Genomic DNA, 14,276 nt, shown 5'->3' on the forward strand with positions numbered 1-14,276 from the left:
AGCAAGCCGTGCTCGATCTGCTGACGAAGAAAACCTCAGCCGTCGCAGGATTCGCATTTGTGACTACTCGACCTAGTTCCGCAGAACCCCAGCAGGTATGAGAGGACGTCCGTTCTTCGCGCGGTAACGCCATACACTCGTGAAGGCCGGTTTATCATGCGCGGGAGCACAACGATCGTCCTGGCCGATCCAGCGCTACTCCGCGCCTGAATATTGCTCTGCGAAACGTCTTCTTGAGTGAAGTTGATGTATTTGAGCAAGAAGCGCTTTCGAGTTGTTTTTTGAAGGACCGAAACGATCATCCCTGTCTCGATAGCGTGCTTCCATGTTGAACCACCTGGCGTGCGTCGGGAATCGGGTTTGTCACGCGGACAAAGATACAGAAGGACAGAGAACAAATCGCGTGTAGTTCATGTTCTTATCTGGAAGATAAAAGCCAGCTTGAATAGTTGCCGATGGTCATTGATATGGTAATGGGAAGCAGTTGCGGCGTTTTTCAAAAACAAGGCGCTGCAGATAGATGTGCAAAGCGAAATCGGAGAACATAACGTGGCGAAAAGCACCAAGCGCAAAGAATATAGTAAGGACGAGGTCAAGCTGCTCAAGGCGCACTCAAGGGCCCGCACCCCTGTAGCTAGGGTTTCAAAGCTTATGAAGCGATCCGAAGGCTCCCTAAGGCAGAAAGCGTCTACCTTGGGGATTGGCTTGGGCCACCAGCGCTGAGATGGGATTCAGCTTCGGAAATCGACCGGCGTGATGATCGAGATCGTCAGGCGGCGTGCGGTTGCCGGCCAGTTGGTCGTCTCAGGCTCGGCGCCGACGGTTAGGTCGTGCGGCGAACGAGCTGACCGGTTTCTCCGTCGATCCGGTTACTTGACCTAAACCCGACCGATTGTCGTGTTCAATCAGCGACTCAAGCGAATCGCTCGTCGCAACGTGCTGCTTAGGCTCTGAATATAGATTTGCCGGGCCCGGAAAATACGGTGTGCGAGCGCGTCGATCGACGGCAGGCACGCCTCGTTCGCCGCTAAGCCATCTGCCGCTGCGTCCACCCTGCTCAAGGCGCGGCGACTGAAACCTAGAATGCCCCAAGAGGAGAGATTGGTACCCTCTTTCCGACCCGTGGGCGCTGGATCGACCCCTTGAAGTTGCATGCCGGTAAGCCGCAGACAAAAGAGAACCGCGGTCCGGCCTACGACGAAGTATAAGGAAATCCGGCGGGAGATGTGCGTCCGGCAGGCGCAGAAGCGTACAAGCGTTTGTATGTTCATGGGCAGCCGCGCTGGCATCCGCTTGTGTTCGAGATGATGTGAGGTGAGCGAAGCGGCCGTGAACGCTGTTCATCGTCGTGATCGAGACGTGGATATCGCCGCCGCGACGGCCGCGCGAATATCGCGGCGGCGGCGTCAGAGTTCATGACCGGTAAAGAGACCTGAATTGCGGGTCGCACGCGCTAGCAGTGTTTGCGGCAGCATCGTCTCACCTGACATCATCGAAGAACGATTGCGTCTGACGTCCCGCGGCCGGAACGCTCGTCCAACTGCACGATCGATATGTTGCCTCAGGCAATTTTAAGCGTGTCGCCGCCGATTTCGCGGTTGCAAGGGCAGAGCTCATCAGTTTGTATCGCATCCAGAACGCGTAACGTGTCGGTGGGGCTGCGGCCGACATTGAGGCTAGTCGCATAGACATGCTGGATCGTGTTCTCAGGATCGACGATGAAGGTATAGCGATGTGCGATGCCATCACGCGAGCGCACTCCAAGGCCATCGACCAGTGCGCCCTTGGTGTCGGCAAACTGCCAGATGGATAGACGGTGCAGGTCCTTATGGTCACGCCGCCAGGCGAGCTTGCAAAACTCGTTATCGGTCGACCCACCAAGCACGATTGCGTCGCGATCGGCGAAATCCTTCGTCAGGCGGGCAAACTCGGCGATTTCGGTCGGGCAGACGAATGTGAAATCCTTCGGGTAAAAGAAGATGACTTTCCATTTGCCGGGGAAACTTCTCTCAGTCAGCGTCTCGAAAGCGCTTTGCCCATCCTCCTCCTGCAGGTGAAAGCCGGGCTTCACGCCTATGATGTCGAACGGCGGCAACTTACTTCCAATTCCAAGCATATTGTCCTCACAACATCGGGTCACACGGAACATCGTTCCACGACTGAGCAAGCAATATGCCACCCGATCTGGCGGCAAGTGCCCGCCATGCCCGTCGTGGAACATTCGCCTTTGATGGTGGCGATGTCCTCGAGCCCGATCTGCAACATGTCGTCTCCTCAATTGTCTCGGGCGTAAGGCGCGGGATTTCCCGTTTGTGCTCCTTGGCCGGCGCTCGCAGTGGAATCCGAGCGCCGAGGCTTTGTCGGGTTTCTGTCAGAGCCCTTGCAGCTGTCCGGTCCGCCACAGCACGCTGGCGTCCGAGGCCACGCTGTTAGTCGAGGGTGATCAGAGGCTTAATGCAGGTGCGAAGGAAATGGCACGCCAGTTGCTAACTGGATGGAGCAACAACGAGCGAGGGCTGAGGGCACGCCGACGCTGATGGCGAGCGATGGCCTCCTTCCCGAAATTCGTGTGCCCATGATTTCTACGAGAGAAACAGGCTCGCGCATTCGGCGCGAGAAATTAGCAATCGGTTGATGGAGAGCAACATGTCTTCGCTGAGACAAATCGCGTTTTATGGCAAGGGTGGCATCGGCAAATCGACGACGTCGCAAAATACGCTGGCGGCCCTTGCTGAGCTGGGCCAAAGGATTCTGATCGTCGGCTGCGATCCCAAAGCGGACTCGACTCGCCTCATCCTGCACGCCAAAGCGCAAGACACCATTCTGAGCCTGGCGGCGAATGCCGGCAGCGTCGAGGACCTCGAAATCGAGGACGTCATCAAGCTCGGCTACAGGGACATTCGATGCGTCGAGTCCGGTGGTCCGGAGCCGGGGGTCGGCTGCGCCGGACGGGGCGTGATCACGTCCATCAACTTTCTGGAAGAGAATGGCGCTTATGAGGACATTGACTACGTCTCTTACGACGTGCTCGGCGACGTCGTCTGCGGCGGCTTCGCGATGCCTATCCGTGAGAATAAGGCACAGGAAATCTACATCGTGATGTCCGGCGAGATGATGGCGATGTATGCCGCCAACAACATCTCGAAGGGTATTCTAAAGTATGCGAATTCCGGCGGCGTGCGTCTCGGCGGCCTGATCTGCAACGAGCGGCAGACCGACAAGGAGCTGGAGCTTGCCGATGCTCTTGCCAAGAAGCTCGGCAGCCGGCTGATCTACTTCGTGCCGCGCGACAATGTCGTGCAGCACGCGGAGCTGCGCCGAATGACCGTGCTGGAATACGCGCCGGACTCCAAGCAGGCGGATCACTATCGCAATCTCGCGACCAAGATCCACAATAATGCCGGACAAGGCGCTATCCCGACGCCAATCAGCATGGACGAGCTCGAAGATATGCTTATGGAGCACGGCATCATCAAGCCCGTCGACGAGAGCCAGGTCGGCAAGACCGCTGCCGAGCTTGCCGCTATTTCGGCATAGTTCATGTTGTCGGCCTTCTCGATCCGGGAAGGCCGACATCGTCCACTCAGAAGCTGTACGAAAGTTATGATCGGCACACAAGGAAAAACGGGCGACACGATCTCATCTCGCGTATCGGTAGCTCACGCCGCCGAGCAGCGCGACGCGAGTGAGCTCTACCAGCTTCTGACCGGGCGCCATCCGGCAGAAGTCGACATCAGCGACAATGATGACTTCGATCACCATGTGCTCGCTTGCATTCTGGCCACATCAGCCATGGATGGCGGCCAACTTCCCGAGCGGGCTGGCTTGACCAACCAGGAGCTCAATGCGCTGTTGGTGCAATACTTCCCATCCACCCCGGTCAGGAGCTATACCTGGCGCGATCAGTCCGCCTTACCGGCGCCTGACGAGACAGTTATGGTACGCGACCTCCTGCTTGCGCAACGTTCCACTCGTGGCGAGGTTGGCGGCTGGCTCGCGACGATGATCGCGCGGCGCGCCATGGAGCCTAATCACTTGTGGGAAGATCTCGGCCTGCGGAAGCGGGATGAATTGTCCCGTGTCCTCATGCGCCATTTCGGGCCGCTGGCGGCTCGCAATACGAAGAACATGCGCTGGAAGCGCTTCTTCTATCGCATGCTATGCGAAGATGACGGCCTGGTGATGTGTACCACGCCGGTCTGCACGGAATGCAATGATTTTGATCTTTGCTTCGGCGAAGAGAGCGGGGAGAGCCGGATGGCCGGACGTCGGCGGGATCATCTGCGCCGCCTTGATGACGCCGTCCAAGCCGTCCCAAGCTTGAAAGGCTGAGTTCATTATTGATACCCCTCTTTGGCGCCATTGCGGGTATATCCTACGAGCTTTCGGCCACCTGTCGCATGGCGGGTGAAAACAGGTCGGGGCAAACGATTGCGCGCACCCGACCCACGGGCCGAGGCGGCGTCTGATGATCGCGGGTTGATATCTGGCGGAGCCGACAACGCGCCGCTGAAGGAAGTTGCCGTCGCACTCAGACAGCTCTGTTGCGTTGATACCGGCGTGCTGCTATCCGAACTGGGAAAAAGTCGCGGTCGTCGTTGCAGCCGCTGCGTCCCGTACCGTCCCGCTCAACAAGGCGATTGTCGACGAGCATGTCTTTACCAATGAATCCGGCATCCACGTCCACGGGCTGTTAAAGGACCTGGCGCAGCTACGAAGGGCTAGACCCGGGGCTGCTCGAGCGCTCCCCCCGGATTATGATCGGCAAGCATTCAGGGTTCGCCGCGATTACCTTGCTGCTATCGTGCAACTTTCTTTCGGCGCCGAGCAAAGCGAAACCATCCCCGCGCCCGTCCGCAAGCATGCCATCGAGCACCAAGGTCTGGTTGCGCAGGAAACGGTGGTGGCGATTTGGCGCGACATTCACGAGAGCTCGCTCGTCAACAGCGAATCAGCCACGCGCGTCGCGCGATCGGTTGAAACATTCCAGCCTGGTCGTTTCTGGGCGCGGATCGAGATGGAGGTTGAGAATGACGACGGATGGGATCCTTGCGCGATTGAACAAGGCCTCGGCGGCAGAGGATTTTTTTGCACTGCTCGGCGTCGAGTACGATGCGAAAATCGTCGATGTGGCGCGGCTTCACATCCTGCGTCGCATGGGTCAATATCTCGCAGGCGAGGAGTTGACTGGTGCATCTGATCCTGAGATCACCGCGCGTTGCAAGACCACGCTTGAGCGCGCCTATGCCGACTTCGTCACGTCCTCCCCTATCGAACAGCGCGTATTCAAGGTGCTGAAGGATGCGACCGCACCACAAGCGAACATGCATCCCGCATTGGTCCAGCTCGATTTGTTGGAGTGAATTGAGCTTATATGTCGTGCTCTGGACCGTGAAGGTCCCGAGAGCCTGACAGCAAGCCATGGCTTCGAATTCAAGCGGAAAGCTGCAGTTGCGGCCTCGCGGATCCGCAGTTCATCACCACGGCTCCTTAGGGGCCAATCACGACTCGCCGCCGATATTTCCATCCTTTCGAGCTGGTACGCAGGTGTGCCTATCTCCTGCAATCATGCGCCGGCAGCGGGACCGCACATGTTGCGCGGAAAACTCAGCAAGGTTCAGATGAGTGTCTTCTGTCGCATTCCGGACACGGGTCAGTACGGTCTCGAATGTTTCGGCCTCGTGAGAGGGCGCCAATCCGACTTACTTCTTCAGTAAGATTTGAAATAGCGGCCAATTTTCATCGCCTGCGCAATTGGTACGACAATTGCTGACATATGCTCAGCTAGTTTGGAGCAGCGCATGCACGTCTTGGTTCGCATCGATTTTATTTTTGACGCCGCGCAGATTCGCGCGCGCTGCCTGCCGGCACCATAATGCGTCGCGGCGCCAAAGCGATGGTCGCATACCTGGCTGAGCTGAAAGGTGCGTTTGATTCGTGCGCCCCCGTTGGCCGATCCCTGGCCGAGGTTTCGCGGGGAGAGCCGTTGCTCAACAGCGCCAGCCGTGCGGCGCTGTTGACCGGGCGCCTTGAGCGCCGCCCCTCCTGTCCTCGCCAGGAGTTGCGGGCCTGTCGCTATGATCGGCAAGAAACAAGCGCACTCGGAGCAATGAGATCGCGCTTCCACCGGCAACGACGCGGCCGACAATCGTACCAGCCGAGCCCCTCGCAGGTCCTTGATCTGTTGCACCTCGGTTGCATCTCTAAGATGAGGAGGACCAATCGATCGGCACGCCTGACCGGCCCGGTCGGTGCCTTAGGAGTGCCGGGAACCAAACCGTCGTCCCAGAATGCCGCATCCGGAACGAACCGGAAGCGCGTGCTTCCGGGCTCGTCGTCAAGCTCCAGCAACGGCTGTATCGGCCCCACGCTGCTGCCAGGCCGTGCTGACGCGATGCCGGCCGGCGTCCGGCCCGACGCTTAACTGAAGAAATCTTCAAGCGCAAATTCCAACCTGGAGGCGGAGCATGCGCCGCTGGCGAGCCGCTACTGAATGCGAATGGGAGTACAGATGATGAGCACCGCACCGAAAAGTGCAGCTCCGGCCGCGGGTGGTGGTCGCGCGGCGACCAAGAGGGAACTGCCCGAGCGATTTAAGCCGTATAAGCACGTCTGGGTTTTCATCGAGCAGGAACGCGGGGTTGTGCACCCCGTCTCATGGGAGCTGATGGGGGCCGGCCGCCGGCTCGCCGACAAGCTCAATGTTGACCTCGCCGCGGTTGTCATCGGCCCGGTCGGGGAGACAACGCAGCAGGCGGTCGCCGAATCCTTCTGCTACGGCGCCGACCTCGCCTATATCGTCGCGGACAATCTCTTGGCCGATTATCGCAACCAGTCCTATACGAAAGCCCTGTCAGAGCTGGTCAACACTTATAAGCCGGAAATCCTACTCCTAGGGGCAACAACACTCGGCCGCGATCTCGCCGGCTCAGTGGCCACCACATTGCTCACCGGCCTAACTGCGGACTGCACCGAGCTCGATGTCGATGCCGACGGCTCGCTTGCGGCGACCCGGCCGACGTTTGGCGGCTCACTGTTGTGCACGATCTACACACTCAACTATCGTCCACAGATGGCAACCGTCCGTCCGCGCGTGATGCCGATGCCCGAGCGCGTGACAGGCGCCGTCTCGCGCGTCATCTCGCATCCGCTCGGGCTTGTAGAAGAAGATATCGTCACAAAGGTCCTGTCCTTCCTGCCAGACCGCGATTCTGCAAAGTCCAACCTTGCCTATGCCGACGTGGTCGTCGCTGGAGGGCTCGGTCTGGGATCGCCTGAAAATTTCCAACTTGTACACCAGCTCGCGGACGTGCTTGGCGCCGAATATGGCTGCTCGCGGCCGCTGGTCCAGAAGGGCTGGGCCACCTCGGACCGACAAATCGGCCAGACCGGGAAAACCATCCGGCCAAAGCTCTATATCGCGGCCGGCATTTCCGGCGCTATCCAGCATCGCGTCGGCGTGGAGGGCAGCGACCTCATCGTTGCCATCAACACTGACAAGAACGCTCCGATCTTCGACTTTGCCCATATCGGCATCGTCACCGACGCCATTCGACTGTTGCCGGCATTGACCTCTGCATTCCGCGCGCAGCTATCGCCGCACTCGCACGACCGCATCGCTGGCTAGGGGAGCTTGTTATGATTCAGGAAAGATTCGACGCCATCGTCGTCGGTGCTGGCATGGGCGGGAACGCGGCGGCGCTTACAATGGCCGAGCGGGGTCTGAAAGTGCTGCAGCTGGAACGCGGCGAGTATTCCGGGTCGAAGAACGTGCAAGGGGCCATCCTTTATGCTGATATGCTGGAGAAGCTGATCCCGAATTTCCGAGAAGATGCGCCGCTTGAGCGGCATCTAGTCGAGCAACGCTTCTGGATCGTGGACGAGCGTTCGCACACCGGGATTCACTATCGATCCGATGATTTCAACGAGGAGAAGCCGAACCGCTACACCATCATCCGTGCCCAGTTCGATAAATGGTTCTCCCAGAAGGTCCGCGAGGCCGGCGCTACGGTGCTGTGCGAGACCACGGTGACCGAGCTCCTCCAGGATTCCCATGGCAGGGTCGTCGGGGTGCGCACAGACCGCGATGGGGGTGAAATCCATGCAGATGTTGTCGTGCTGGCCGAGGGGGTGAACGGAGTGCTCGGGACGGGTGCGGGCTTAAGAGGGCGGCCGAAACCGGACAAGGTCGCACTCGCGGTTAAGGAGATGCATTTTTTGTCGCGTGAGACAATCGATGCTCGCTTCAATCTCAAAGGCGACGAGGGGCTCGTCATCGAAGCGGCAGGAACCATCTCCCGCGGCATGACCGGTATGGGCTTCATCTATTCCAATAAGGAATGCATCTCGCTCGGTATTGGCTGTCTTGTTGCCGACTTCCAGCGTACCGGCGAGACACCTTACGGCCTGCTCGAGGGTTTCAAGCGTCACCCCTCCGTCGCGCCGCTCATCGAAGGTTCGGAAGTCAAGGAATATTCTGCGCACTTGATCCCCGAAGGTGGGTACAGGGCAATCCCGCAGCTTTGCGGGGAGGGCTGGGTGGTCGTCGGAGACGCCGCCCAGCTTAACAACGCGATCCATCGCGAGGGGTCCAATTTGGCGATGACGTCGGGCCGTATCGCGGCGGAAGCGATCTGCCTTATCAGATCGCGAAAAGATCCGATGACGGCCAAAAATCTTTCACTTTACAAGAAAATGCTAACTGATTCTTTCGTGATCAAGGACCTGAAAAAGTACAAGGATATGCCGGCACTCATGCATACCCACTCGCAGAACTTCTTTCTCACATATCCGCAGCTCTTCTCCAGGGCGATGCAGGATTACGTGCGCGTCGACGGCACACCAAAACTCGAGAAAGAGAAGCTGATGCTGAGCTCATTCATCAAGGCGCGGTCTTGGAGTGGGCTGTTTAGCGATGCCCTGCGCATTGCCCGGGCCTGGCGGTGATCCAAACCTAAGACAACGACGAACGACGGAGCCAGAAACAATGCCGAGCGAGCCATCCCAACGTGTCGAGGATAAACTATTCTACAACCGTTATCTTGTCGATTCCGGCCGTGCCCATATCAAGGTGCGTCCGCACACCACGCCATCCTCGCGGCTCTTGTCGATGTTGAAGGCCTGTCCTGCACGGTGCTACGAGCTCAGCGATAAAGGTCATGTTGAGGTGACAGTCGACGGGTGTATCGAATGCGGCACCTGCAGGGTGATCTGCGAAGAAAGTGGTGATATCGAGTGGAGTTACCCACGCGGCGGTTACGGTGTCCTATTCAAGTTCGGTTAAAACTTCGGGTGAGAGCCCTGCCACGGCGGCTACGTCGTTCTCGCGATGCAACTAAATCACGCGTGAAATCGGCGTTAACCCGGTCACGTTCAACCGGTGTCCCAATCTTTCCATCTACCCGGCGGGCCCTTGCATGTGGACAAACGCAGTTTTCGGTTTCCGCTATAATATTCCCGAAGATAGCCAAAGCGAGCGGATCCGAAGCAAGGGTGCAAACGCAACGTCGTCCGTCTCGGATCTGGTCCACGGTCTGGTTGTCTTCCGGAATATCTGGCCGGTTTCGTCCTCCCTGGAAGGTTAGCGGTGATCCGCCCGCCGCCACCGGCTCGCTGCCTATCACCTACTGACGGAATGTTGGAAGCAGGCCTTCGCTCGCCGTAGCCACGACCCGACAACATGCCATCCCGCGCCTTGTAGACTAGAAAAGCACGAGCGCATCACGAAAATAGCGCATTCTGAGTCCTTCGCGCGACCGCCGGTTCCGCGTTCGTCAGGCGGACTGCGCGCATGCACCACACAACTTTGCACTTCCATTCCGCTGTATCGCCGGGATATATCGTCCGCCGGAGAGCATGACGATGGTTCGGGTACAAAAGAGCAGGGCAGGAGCTAACGCGTGGCGAGCAGATGCAGGGCGTGAGAGTTCGATTGGCGACATCCAGGCTCGCATAGTCGAACTGAGAAGCTTGCCGCGCGAGAAGCTCGCGGATGCGGCGTTCATGCTCTCGATGAATGCACGAAGCCAGCGCGAGTTGATACGAGAGGCAATCGAGAAGCGCGCCGCGGTCGAGTTGGACTTTGATCCGCCGGCGAAAGGGGATTTGGCGACCTATCTCGCCAATGATGTGGTCTCGACCTTACGCGACCACGTTGCTGAACTTCCGACCTTGATGGACCTCTTGGTTCAGCGAGCGCCTGACGTCGGCTTCACCGTCCATCGGGAGGAGGCCGTTTCGCTGCTCGCCGCAATCGTTCGCGAACAGCGGCTCGAAGGAGTCCTTGAAGGCCTCAGGCTCGCCGGCCTTCTGAACGAGCCAGCTAAGCATCGCCATGGCGGGTTCTGTTCAGAAGTGGATTTGGGGGAAGTTGCCGCCCGCACGTGAGTGGCGAGGGCGCTTTGAGGACAATCCCTGCAGATGGAATGTCTACAGGCAACAGCGACGTCGGATGGCGCCTGCTTGCGAGGTCAAAACCGCTTGAAATTCGCGGCGCAGTTCCTTGTCGTCCGTTTTTCGCTGACGCGGAGCTGCCATGCACGCTCCATGGCAGTCCCGAGCGCGTATAGCTCGGCGACCGTCGCGTTAGTCAACCCGAGGACCGCGGTTCGGAGCTTTCATGTTCAGTTGTAGCACGCGCGGTGCGCTGCGCTCCTCGATCCTGGAGCCTTTCGCTAACAGCCAAGCAAGGGAAATCACCGAAGGAGACGTCGACCGAGCCGCGGCGATGTGTCAAAGCGGCGAAAGGCGATCGCTCATAGCGAGGCGCTCTGGTGAAATCGACCGTCCTTGTTCCGGTCATCACTGGCCGCGCGCTGGCGAACGACGGGGGAAGGGCAAGTATTCCGCGAGCTACTCGGCAACAGCGGACAAGCTCAGTGGCGGTCCGCCGCAAACTGACAAAGGGTCTTCTCGGGTCACGCTGGATCGTCGGGGTGAACGCTCTGCCGCGCGTCTGCCATACACTCATGATCGTTGATCGATTTCCGGAGAATTGCGCCGGAAGTCGCCTCGCCTATTTGCTGGGTCGCGAGCCGCACCGGGATTTCGTCGAACCTCGCGTGCACGAGCACGGCGAAGGCTTGGCCAAAACACGCCGCCGCGTGGGCCGAACAGCGTGTTCCGCGCAACTACCGGGCCTGATACGTTAGTAGGCCCGCTCAGACGCCAGGAAAGCGCCTCGCGTGCTGTGACCAGCCGCACTTCACTGAGCTGCTGCAATAGTCTGACCGCATCCGATCGCAACTTCCATCGCGATCAGCACGACTATAACCCTCCAGACGCGGCGAGCGCCGTGTCTCGATGATGCCCGTCGGCGCGTTGGCCGTTCCGGAGATGGCCCGCAGTTTGCGCTGGAGCATCTCAAGCCGCTCCTTCAATTCGTATCCGTCTTTCATGCGCGAATAGAGCCGCTCCAGCGCCGGCTTGTCCCAGAGTGCGTCGGGCTTCTCGGCAATGGCTGCGCGGCCCGCCACACGCTGCTGGACCAGGAGCGCATCGCCGATCAGCTGGAGAATGCCCTTGGGTCCTCGCGCGGTCGGCCGCGCTCGGCTAGTTCGCGTGCGAAGGGTGTCTTCGCGCCGGCGGCCGCAGGATTTCCGATTCAAGGAGGGAGGTAGAACGATTGTTCGAAACGGCACAGGTTGAGCAAAGACGGGGCACCCATGTGTGTCCAATTTCATCCAGAGTATGTCAGCTAACTCACACGGCGAGCCTTGCGGGGACGGAACGTTTCAATGCGCAACCAGAGGCTTAAGCGCGGTGGCGGGGGTGGCATAGCTGTTGCTATCGAAGTCCCGCAGACCGAGCGGAGGCTATGTCCACACCCGGTCCGACATGGCGGAAGCAGGACGTTAGCGGTCGACCCAGGTGCGGAAACTGAAATGCCGTTTCGAGCGGTCTCCACACAAGGCCCGAGTAAAAAGGCAAGAGGGACCTGGACCATGCATATCGAACCGGGAATAGTAACAGGCGCCAAGCTTGTGTTGAGCTACGCCATAGGCCTTGCGACGTGCTGCGTCGCCGCCAAGCTTCTGGTCGAGGCTATGCGCGAGCGGGGCGCTCTGTCGTTTGCCCTGCAAGCCATCGCCGCGACGCTTGTGTTCATGTTCTTCGAGATCCTGCCGCACTTTGCGGTTGGCGTCTCCGAGGTGCGCTTCGTCCACGGCTCGATGCTGTTTCTGTTGTTCGGCGCGGCGGCGGCTGCGTTTGGTCTTGCGCTCGGCCTGTTGCTGGAAAACATACTCTTTGTTCCGGCCGACCTGCCGCAATTTGGTATGAATGCCACGACGCTTCTGGTGCCGTTGTTTGCGATGCAGGCGCTCGCCAGTCGGCTCATCCCGTCCAACACCGCGCATCGCGATCTGCAGTACAGCAAGGCGCTTGTCCTCTCGACGGCGTATCAGTCTGGTATCGTTGTCTGCGTCACGTTTTGGGCCCTCTACGGCGCGGGCTTCGGCGCCGCCAATCTCTATAACATCGCATGGTTCGGGGGTTGCTACGCACTTATGTCCCTGGTCCAGCTAGAGGTTGAGATGGCTGTGCTGGCGCTCGCGAAACAAGTTGGGCGGCGTGACTGCGGGCGGAGTTGTCGCGAACCGCCTGTAGAAGGCATGTTGCCGTTGATAACAACGATGGCCTTCGGAGCGCCCGTTTTGCTCAAGCGATGCATACGCTTTCCCTTACAGTTGCCGTGAGCAGCGACCGCGGACGGCGCGTGCTTGCTGCTATCGGTGCCAGAAAGGCGGCCGAGCTTATGCTCATTTCGGACAAGGCCACCGGGAAATCTTATCACGCCGACTTGCGGCCGGCCGTCTGCACCTGCCTCGTCGCTAATCAGCGGACGCGCACGACGGAGTGCGTCCTGCCGGTGCGCGATGCAGCCGAGGCGGACTGCCGCAATGACGTGGAGCACGGGCCCGGTTCGCTCAGCGCAGCAGCCGGGTCGCACAGCATCGCGGGCGAGGTTGGAGGTGAGGGGAGGGGTGCGCTGCTGATTCAGGAGGAATCATCTGTCGAGCGATCTTACCTACGGAACATTAGCACTGCTGCGATCGAGCGCCTTTGGCCACTTGGCAGCGCTCTGCTGCGCTCGTCGGGAATGGTTGCGGTCCGACAAAGAAAATCGCCATGCCAGGCTTGATCGTGGTGTTGACCATGCTCGCACTGTTCAGCATCGTCCTGGCCGGCGGGCTGACGGGGCCGGCAAAGGTCATCAGCACCGACACCCTTGAAATCAACAGAACACGCGTTCGACTCTGGGGCATTGACGCGCCGGATGAGACCCAAATGTGCCGAGATATCAAGGGCAATCCATATCAATGTGGCCTCAGGGCCGCGCGCGATCTTGAAAGCTTCGTTGAAGATCGCGAAGTCAGTTGCGTGCCAGTCCTGGAGGATGAGTGTGGACGGACGATCGCGACCTGTTCAGCTGGTGGCACCGATATTGGAGAATGGTTGGTGCGCAACGGTCTCGTGCTCGATTGGAAGCAATACTCCAGGGGACGATACTATGCTGCGCAACGCGCGGCCGATCGTGCCGGGCTGGGCTTATGGGCGGGCAGCTTTGCCGTACCTTGGTTATATCGAGCCTGCATTCGGTTGGGTGGTCGACCAGCCAGCTGTTCTGACGACGCGAACGCACATCCTTGATGGCTACCCCTACACCAGAATACGCGGTTGCTCCGCGTGAGGTGACAGTCACGGGCGAGCTGGCTCGATCGGGAGTGAGTCAAGCTCACCACTGCCGCCCAACCATGCTCAACGAGTAGGATGGTCTCGTACTCTTGGGCGGGATGGTCGGAAGCAGTTCGGAGCAAATGAAGACGCTCTGCCGATCATATCGTTCTGTGATGCATCTTCTCCCCTGCAGCTCCGTAGGGCAGTCATCGTATGACTCGGGCAAGCGAACTTTCTTAGCCGGCGCCCCGGAGCATCAGCGGCATACCTGGGATCCATTACTGTTCTATTCGTATTCGCGAGTTCGGTGGCGAATTGTTCGTGCCGCTCCGCGTGGTACATCGGGCCAGACGCCATGGCCGTGGGCACGCCGGTTGCCGATGGGCGTATCGTCCTCACCATGGGCGTTCGCGTTGCGACACTGAGGCTAGCGGTCAACGGGTCTCGGCCCAGAGGGCCTGCATCGGCATCTGGTTCACGGCGACTTTCTTCGGCCACAGTATCACCGGGGCCGTTGTCGGCGCAGCGCCCTCGGCGGTGCGCTGGAACGCGCCCAGCTCAATTGTCCATGCCGGACAATCACGGCGGCAAGTCTCCGA

10 protein-coding genes and 2 pseudogenes are annotated in these 14,276 nt (G+C 59.4%); 10 read left to right on the top strand and 2 right to left on the bottom strand.

Annotated elements, in window-relative coordinates:
- Positions 1-1,561 precede the first annotated feature (1,561 nt).
- Positions 1,562-2,116, bottom strand: a complete 555-nt coding sequence (locus QRQ56_RS22345) for a peroxiredoxin (RefSeq protein ID WP_317245385.1) — start codon at positions 2,114-2,116, stop codon at positions 1,562-1,564.
- A gap of 530 nt (positions 2,117-2,646) precedes the next feature.
- Here QRQ56_RS22345 and nifH point away from each other — a divergent pair.
- The 8 genes and pseudogenes from nifH (at position 2,647) to QRQ56_RS22385 (ending at position 10,386) form a co-directional block, all read left to right on the top strand.
- On the top strand, positions 2,647-3,537 hold the full coding sequence (gene nifH, locus QRQ56_RS22350) for a nitrogenase iron protein (protein WP_007600043.1): 891 nt from the start codon (positions 2,647-2,649) through the stop codon (positions 3,535-3,537).
- 66 nt (positions 3,538-3,603) lie between these two features.
- The gene (locus tag QRQ56_RS22355; RefSeq protein ID WP_317245384.1) at positions 3,604-4,332 is read left to right on the top strand and encodes a nitrogen fixation protein NifQ; all 729 of its coding nucleotides are present in this window, start codon (positions 3,604-3,606) and stop codon (positions 4,330-4,332) included.
- A gap of 162 nt (positions 4,333-4,494) precedes the next feature.
- Positions 4,495-4,924: pseudogene (locus QRQ56_RS22360) on the top strand (homocitrate synthase/isopropylmalate synthase family protein); the annotation flags it as partial.
- A gap of 106 nt (positions 4,925-5,030) precedes the next feature.
- The gene (nifW, locus tag QRQ56_RS22365; RefSeq protein WP_317245383.1) at positions 5,031-5,363 is read left to right on the top strand and encodes a nitrogenase stabilizing/protective protein NifW; all 333 of its coding nucleotides are present in this window, start codon (positions 5,031-5,033) and stop codon (positions 5,361-5,363) included.
- 1,148 nt (positions 5,364-6,511) lie between these two features.
- A complete protein-coding gene (locus QRQ56_RS22370; protein WP_410706228.1) occupies positions 6,512-7,627 on the top strand; it encodes an electron transfer flavoprotein subunit alpha/FixB family protein in 1,116 nt (371 codons plus the stop codon).
- An 11-nt stretch (positions 7,628-7,638) separates the two neighbouring features.
- Positions 7,639-8,946, top strand: coding sequence for an FAD-binding protein (locus tag QRQ56_RS22375; RefSeq protein ID WP_317245382.1), 1,308 nt, complete (start codon positions 7,639-7,641; stop codon positions 8,944-8,946).
- A gap of 40 nt (positions 8,947-8,986) precedes the next feature.
- A complete protein-coding gene (locus QRQ56_RS22380; RefSeq protein ID WP_007600062.1) occupies positions 8,987-9,283 on the top strand; it encodes a ferredoxin family protein in 297 nt (98 codons plus the stop codon).
- A gap of 572 nt (positions 9,284-9,855) precedes the next feature.
- A complete protein-coding gene (locus QRQ56_RS22385) occupies positions 9,856-10,386 on the top strand; it encodes a hypothetical protein (RefSeq protein WP_245285976.1) in 531 nt (176 codons plus the stop codon).
- An 817-nt stretch (positions 10,387-11,203) separates the two neighbouring features.
- Here QRQ56_RS22385 and QRQ56_RS22390 read toward each other — a convergent pair.
- A pseudogene (locus tag QRQ56_RS22390) lies at positions 11,204-11,569 on the bottom strand (RMD1 family protein); the annotation flags it as partial.
- A gap of 373 nt (positions 11,570-11,942) precedes the next feature.
- Between QRQ56_RS22390 and QRQ56_RS22395 the strand changes: the two are divergent.
- Together QRQ56_RS22395 and QRQ56_RS22400 are read left to right on the top strand one after the other, a co-directional pair.
- Entirely contained in the window at positions 11,943-12,695 is a 753-nt protein-coding gene (locus QRQ56_RS22395) for an energy-coupling factor ABC transporter permease (RefSeq protein ID WP_438742990.1), read from the top strand.
- 433 nt (positions 12,696-13,128) lie between these two features.
- Complete coding sequence (locus QRQ56_RS22400) at positions 13,129-13,650, top strand: thermonuclease family protein (RefSeq protein WP_007605661.1); 522 nt, start codon at positions 13,129-13,131, stop codon at positions 13,648-13,650.
- Positions 13,651-14,276: the final 626 nt, after the last annotated feature.

This window comes from Bradyrhizobium sp. U531 (assembly GCF_051710265.1).
Classification (GTDB): domain Bacteria; phylum Pseudomonadota; class Alphaproteobacteria; order Rhizobiales; family Xanthobacteraceae; genus Bradyrhizobium.

Bases quoted from the DNA above. Each gene is read 5' to 3' on its own strand.
- QRQ56_RS22345 (WP_317245385.1), bottom strand. From the start codon at position 2,116: ATGCTTGGAATTGGAAGTAAGTTGCCGCCGTTCGACATCATAGGCGTG.
- nifH (WP_007600043.1), top strand. From the start codon at position 2,647: ATGTCTTCGCTGAGACAAATCGCGTTTTATGGCAAGGGTGGCATCGGC.
- QRQ56_RS22355 (WP_317245384.1), top strand. From the start codon at position 3,604: ATGATCGGCACACAAGGAAAAACGGGCGACACGATCTCATCTCGCGTA.
- nifW (WP_317245383.1), top strand. From the start codon at position 5,031: ATGACGACGGATGGGATCCTTGCGCGATTGAACAAGGCCTCGGCGGCA.
- QRQ56_RS22370 (WP_410706228.1), top strand. From the start codon at position 6,512: ATGATGAGCACCGCACCGAAAAGTGCAGCTCCGGCCGCGGGTGGTGGT.
- QRQ56_RS22375 (WP_317245382.1), top strand. From the start codon at position 7,639: ATGATTCAGGAAAGATTCGACGCCATCGTCGTCGGTGCTGGCATGGGC.
- QRQ56_RS22380 (WP_007600062.1), top strand. From the start codon at position 8,987: ATGCCGAGCGAGCCATCCCAACGTGTCGAGGATAAACTATTCTACAAC.
- QRQ56_RS22385 (WP_245285976.1), top strand. From the start codon at position 9,856: ATGACGATGGTTCGGGTACAAAAGAGCAGGGCAGGAGCTAACGCGTGG.
- QRQ56_RS22395 (WP_438742990.1), top strand. From the start codon at position 11,943: ATGCATATCGAACCGGGAATAGTAACAGGCGCCAAGCTTGTGTTGAGC.
- QRQ56_RS22400 (WP_007605661.1), top strand. From the start codon at position 13,129: ATGCCAGGCTTGATCGTGGTGTTGACCATGCTCGCACTGTTCAGCATC.